The sequence below is a fragment of the Streptomyces mesophilus genome (assembly GCF_011044995.1).
Classification (GTDB): Bacteria; Actinomycetota; Actinomycetes; order Streptomycetales; family Streptomycetaceae; genus Streptomyces; species Streptomyces mesophilus.
In genome coordinates this window covers 1-4,587 of sequence record NZ_JAAKZW010000377.1, presented here as the reverse complement: position 1 = coordinate 4,587, position 4,587 = coordinate 1, and the positions used below count along the sequence as shown (strand labels likewise).

General features: G+C 73.2%; 5 protein-coding genes. All 5 read right to left on the bottom strand.

What is annotated here, in order from left to right; all coding sequences use genetic code 11:
* The coding region (locus G6045_RS39425) for a GNAT family N-acetyltransferase (protein WP_328708080.1) at window positions 1-484 on the bottom strand (484 nt) is incomplete at its 3' end.
* 49 nt (window positions 485-533) lie between these two features.
* Window positions 534-1,379 carry an HpcH/HpaI aldolase/citrate lyase family protein gene (locus tag G6045_RS39420; RefSeq protein WP_165337057.1) on the bottom strand — a complete coding sequence of 282 codons (846 nt, stop codon included), beginning with the start codon at window positions 1,377-1,379 and terminating at the stop codon, window positions 534-536.
* Complete coding sequence (locus G6045_RS39415; protein ID WP_165337056.1) at window positions 1,376-2,569, bottom strand: CaiB/BaiF CoA transferase family protein; 1,194 nt, start codon at window positions 2,567-2,569, stop codon at window positions 1,376-1,378. The genes G6045_RS39420 and G6045_RS39415 overlap by 4 nt, the downstream gene beginning before the upstream one ends.
* 55 nt (window positions 2,570-2,624) lie before the next feature.
* On the bottom strand, window positions 2,625-3,527 hold the full coding sequence (gene rbsK / locus G6045_RS39410; RefSeq protein WP_165337055.1) for a ribokinase: 903 nt from the start codon (window positions 3,525-3,527) through the stop codon (window positions 2,625-2,627).
* The coding region (locus tag G6045_RS39405; protein WP_165337054.1) for an ADP-ribosylglycohydrolase family protein at window positions 3,524-4,587 on the bottom strand (1,064 nt) is incomplete at its 5' end. The genes rbsK and G6045_RS39405, both read right to left, overlap by 4 nt.

Sequence of the window (4,587 nt, the reverse complement as noted above, 5' to 3'; positions counted from 1 at the left end):
ACAGGCTGGGGTGGCTGGGTGGGCTGAGTTCGACCACCACCTCGCCGTCCTCCTCCGCTCCCGTGGGCGTGAATCCGAGCGAGGTGTACAAGTGGGCCGCGGCGATGTTCTCCGGGGCGTACGACAGACGGGTCGTGAAGTGGCCGGGCTGGGCAGCGAGCCACGGGAGCAGGGTGCGCATCGTCGTGCGGGCCAGGCCCTTGCCCTGTTCCCGGGCGTCGATGAGCAGACCGCCGATCCAGTGGGAGCCGTCCTCGTCGCGGGCCCACATGACGTGGCCGACCACCCGGTCATCGGCGTGGATCGCCAGCGAGTGCCAGACGTCCTCGAGGAGGGAGAGGAGCAGATAGCGGGCCGCCAGGCCAGGGGCGAAGGCGCGTTGGGAGTCCAGCGGGGCGATGTCGGCGACGGTCCGCCAGTTGTCGGCCGTCACCTCGTGCAGGGTGACGGTGCGGCCGGTGGTGTCGCGGAGGCGTTCGGTTATGGGGCTCACCGCGGCAGCGTACGCAGGGCCGGGGCCGCGACCAAGGGAATTACGCGAGGGGGCGGCGGTCGGCCAGGGCCAGGGTGCGGCGGGCGCCCGCCACCACGGCCGCGTCCACGAAACGGCCGTCCGGCAGAGCCAGCGCGCCCGCATCGGTGGCCGCCGCCTTGGTGACCTCCTGCGCGGCCGCGATCTCCTCCGCGGTGGGCAGATACGCCCGCTCGATCACCGGGAGCTGGCTGGGGTGGATGGCCGCGCGGCCCAGAAAGCCCAGGGCCCGGCCGCGGGCACAGGAGGCCGCGAGGTCGTTCAGGTCGTACAGGTCGGTGTGGACGGACTGGGGCGGTGGCGCGAGGCCCGCCGCACGGGCGGCGCACACCACGCGAGAACGGGCCCAGTCCAGGCCCGTGTCCGCGGCGATTCCCAGATCCGCCCGCAGATCGCTCTCGCCGAGGGAGAGACCGGTCAGGGACGGGTGGGCCGTCGCGATCGCGTACGCCGACTCGATGCCCAGGGCCGATTCGAGGAGCGCGAACAGCGGGAGAGAGTCGGCGAGTTCGGCGACCCGGGTGATCTGGGACGGGGCGGTCACCTTCGGCAGGCGCAGGCAGGCCAGGCCCGGGCGGTCCGCGAGCGCCTCGATGTCGAGCCGGGCCAGCGGGCCGTCGAGGGCGTTGACCCGCACATGGACCGGGACGTGGTGGCGGTCCGAGAGCAGTTCCGAGGTCGCCGCCCGCGCATAGCTCTTGCGGTCCGCCGCGACCGCGTCCTCCAGGTCCACGATCACCACGTCCGCTCCGGCCACGAGGGCCTTCGCGACGCGTTCGGGCCGGTCCCCGGGCACGTACAGCCACGTCAGCGGGATCTTCCCGGTCTTCCCGGTCTTCGCGGTCATACGGCGCCCTCCGTGCGCAGCTCGTCGATCTCGCCTGCGGACAGGCCGAGTTCACCGAGCACCTCGTCCGTGTCCGCGCCGTGCGGGCGGCCCGCCCAGTGGATGGAGCCCGGGGTCTCCGAGAGGCGGAACAGGACGTTCTGCATGCGCAGCGGGCCGAGTTCGGGGTCGTCGACGGTGGTGACGGTGTCGAGGGCCGCGTACTGCGGGTCCGTCATGACGTCCCGTACATCCTGAATGGGGGCCACTGCCGCCTGCGCCTGCTCGAAGGCCGCGATCACCTCTGCGCGGGTGCGCGTGGCGATCCAGGAGCCCACCGCCTCGTCGAGCACATCGGCGTGGGCGGCGCGGTCCGCGCCCGACGCGAACCACGGTTCGGCGATCAGCTCCGGACGGCCGACCAGGTGCATCACGCGTTCCGCGATGGACTGCGCGGAGGTCGACACCGCGACCCAACTGCCGTCCGCCGTGCGGTAGGTGTTGCGCGGGGCGTTGTTCGTGGAGCGGTTGCCGGTACGCGGCTGGACGAAGCCCAACTGGTCGTACCAGAGCGGCTGCGGGCCCAGGACCGTCAGGATCGGCTCGATGATCGCCATGTCCACCACCTGCCCGCGGCCCGTGCGCTGCCGCCCGGCCAGCGCCGTCATCACCGCGTACGCCGTCGCGAGGCCCGCGATGGAGTCCGCGAGGCCGAACGGCGGGAGCGTCGGCGGCCCTTCGGGCTCCCCGGTGATCGCCGCGAAACCGCTCATCGCCTCGGCGAGCGTCCCGAAGCCGGGACGGTGCGCATACGGTCCGAACTGGCCGAAGCCCGTGACGCGGGCCAGCACGAGACGAGGGTTCGCGCCGCTCAACTCCTCGTAACCGAGGCCCCACTTCTCCAGCGTGCCCGGGCGGAAGTTCTCGATGACCACGTCGGCCGTCGCGGCGAGCCTGAGCAGGGTCTCGCGGCCGCCCTTCGTCGAGAGGTCGAGGGTGATCGTCCGCTTGTTGCGGCCCAGCAGCTTCCACCACAGGCCGACACCCTCCTTCGCGGGCCCGTGCCCGCGCGACGGGTCGGGCTTGCGGGGGTGCTCCACCTTGATCACTTCGGCGCCGAAGTCACCGAGCATCGTGGCGGCGAGGGGTCCCGCGAACAGGGTGGCCAGGTCCAGGACGCGCAGACCGGCGAGCGGGGGAGGGGGTGCCATGGGGTCCTTGGGGTTCTTTCGCAGGGGTGGGTGCTACGGACGTACCGGGTCGGTGCTACGGACGTACGGCGGCGTCGATCTCCGCGCGGGCCGGCATCGAGGCCGAGGCGCCCGGGCGCTGGACCGACAGCGCGGCGGCCGCCGAGGCCCAGGCCAGCGCGTCCGGCATCGCGCGCCCCTCGCCGAGCGCCACCGCCAGCGCCCCCACGAAGGTGTCACCGGCGGCCGTCGTGTCCACGGCCTTGACCTGCGGCGCGGGCACGGTGAGCCGGGTGCCGGAGCGGTCCGCGTACAGGCTGCCCGCCGAGCCGAGCGTGATGATCAGCTCAGGGACCTGTTCCAGGAGGGACTCGGCGGCCTCGTACGGGTCGGTGCGGCCGGTGAGCGTCGCGGCCTCGTGCTCGTTGGGCACCAACAGGTCGGTGGCGGCGAGCAGTTCGGCAGGCAGCGGCTGCGCGGGCGCCGGGGTCAGGATGGTGCGTACGCCCCGGGCGCGGGCGGTCCGCGCGCCGGTGAGCACGCCGTCGAGGGGGATCTCCAGCTGGAGCAGGAGCGTGCCCGTGGCCTCGATGGCCTCCGCGTCGCCGGGGGCGAGGCCGGTGACGGTGGCGTTGGCGCCGGGGACGACCACGATCGCGTTGCCGCCCTCGTCGTCGACCACGATGTGCGCGGTGCCGCTCGCGCCCTCGACCGTACGCAGCCGGCCGGTGTCCACGCCGGACTCGCCGAGCGCACCGCGCAGCCGCACCCCGAAGTCGTCGGCGCCGACCGCCCCGATCATCGTGACGTCGCCGCCCGCGCGGGCCGCGGCGATCGCCTGGTTGGCGCCCTTGCCGCCGGGGATCGTGCGGAACTCCCGTCCGGTGACGGTCTCTCCGCGGTCCGGTGCCTTCGCCACGTAGGCGACGAGATCCATGTTCGTGGAGCCGAGTACGGCGATACGGGGAGTCGGTCTCATGAGCGTTCAGCCTCCCGGAAGGTGAGCTGGGCGAGGGTGTCGAAGCCGATGCCGTCGAAGTCGGCGACGGTGGTGGAGAGATGGTTGCGCAACGGGTCCGTCCATTGCGCGGGGAGCCGGTCGGGGTGCCCGGCGACGAGTCCCGCGATCGAACCGGCCGTGGCGCCGTTGGAGTCGGTGTCCCAGCCGGCCGACACGGCGCGGGTGATGGAGTGCGTGAAGTCGCCGTCGGCGTGCGTGAGGGCGGCGGTGATCGCGGCCGCGTTGGGGAGGACATGGACCCAGTGGTGGGCCGCGTGGGTGCGGTGGAGTTCGTCGACCACCGCGTCGAAGTCCATTGTCGTGCGGGCCAGTTGGCGGGCGTGGGTGACCGCCCGGTGCAGCTGCGACTGCGGCGGTACGACGGTGAGGCCGGCCTCGATGGCGCGGTGGACGTCGGCGCCGGTGGCGGCTTCGGCGATGACCGCCGCGATGAACTCGGCGCCGTGCACGCCGTTGCCGGTGTGCGTGAGCTCGGCGTCGCGGCGGGCCTGTTCGGCGGCCGCTTCGGGCCTGCCCGGGTTGGTCCAGCCGTGGACGTCGGCGCGGATCAGGGCGCCGATCCACTCGCGGAACGGGTTGCGGTGCCGGGCGGTGCCCGGGGGTTCGATGCCGTCGAGGAGGTTGCGGTAGGCGACGCGTTCGGCGGTGAAGGTGCGGCCGGCGGGGAGTTCGTCGAGCCAGAGCTTGGCCACGTCGGTGGTGGTGAAGTGGCGGCCGTGGCGCTGGAGCAGGAGGAGGCCCAGGAGGGGGTAGTTGAGGTCGTCGTCCTCCGGCATGCCGTCGATGTTCTCGGCGAGGCTGGTGGGCGCGCTTCTCCTGTTCCAGGGGTACGTGGCTCTCAAGTCCGCGGGGACTCCGCGCTCCGTGAACCAGGTGCGGAGCGGCCAGTTGTCCGCCGCCTGGGCCAGGGCCCGGATCCCTTGCAGGGGCAGCTTCTCGACGGGTTTGCCGAGGAGGCAGCCGGCTGCTCGGCCGAGCCAGGCGGCGTGCACGGCGTGCAGGTGGGTGGGTGGGCAGG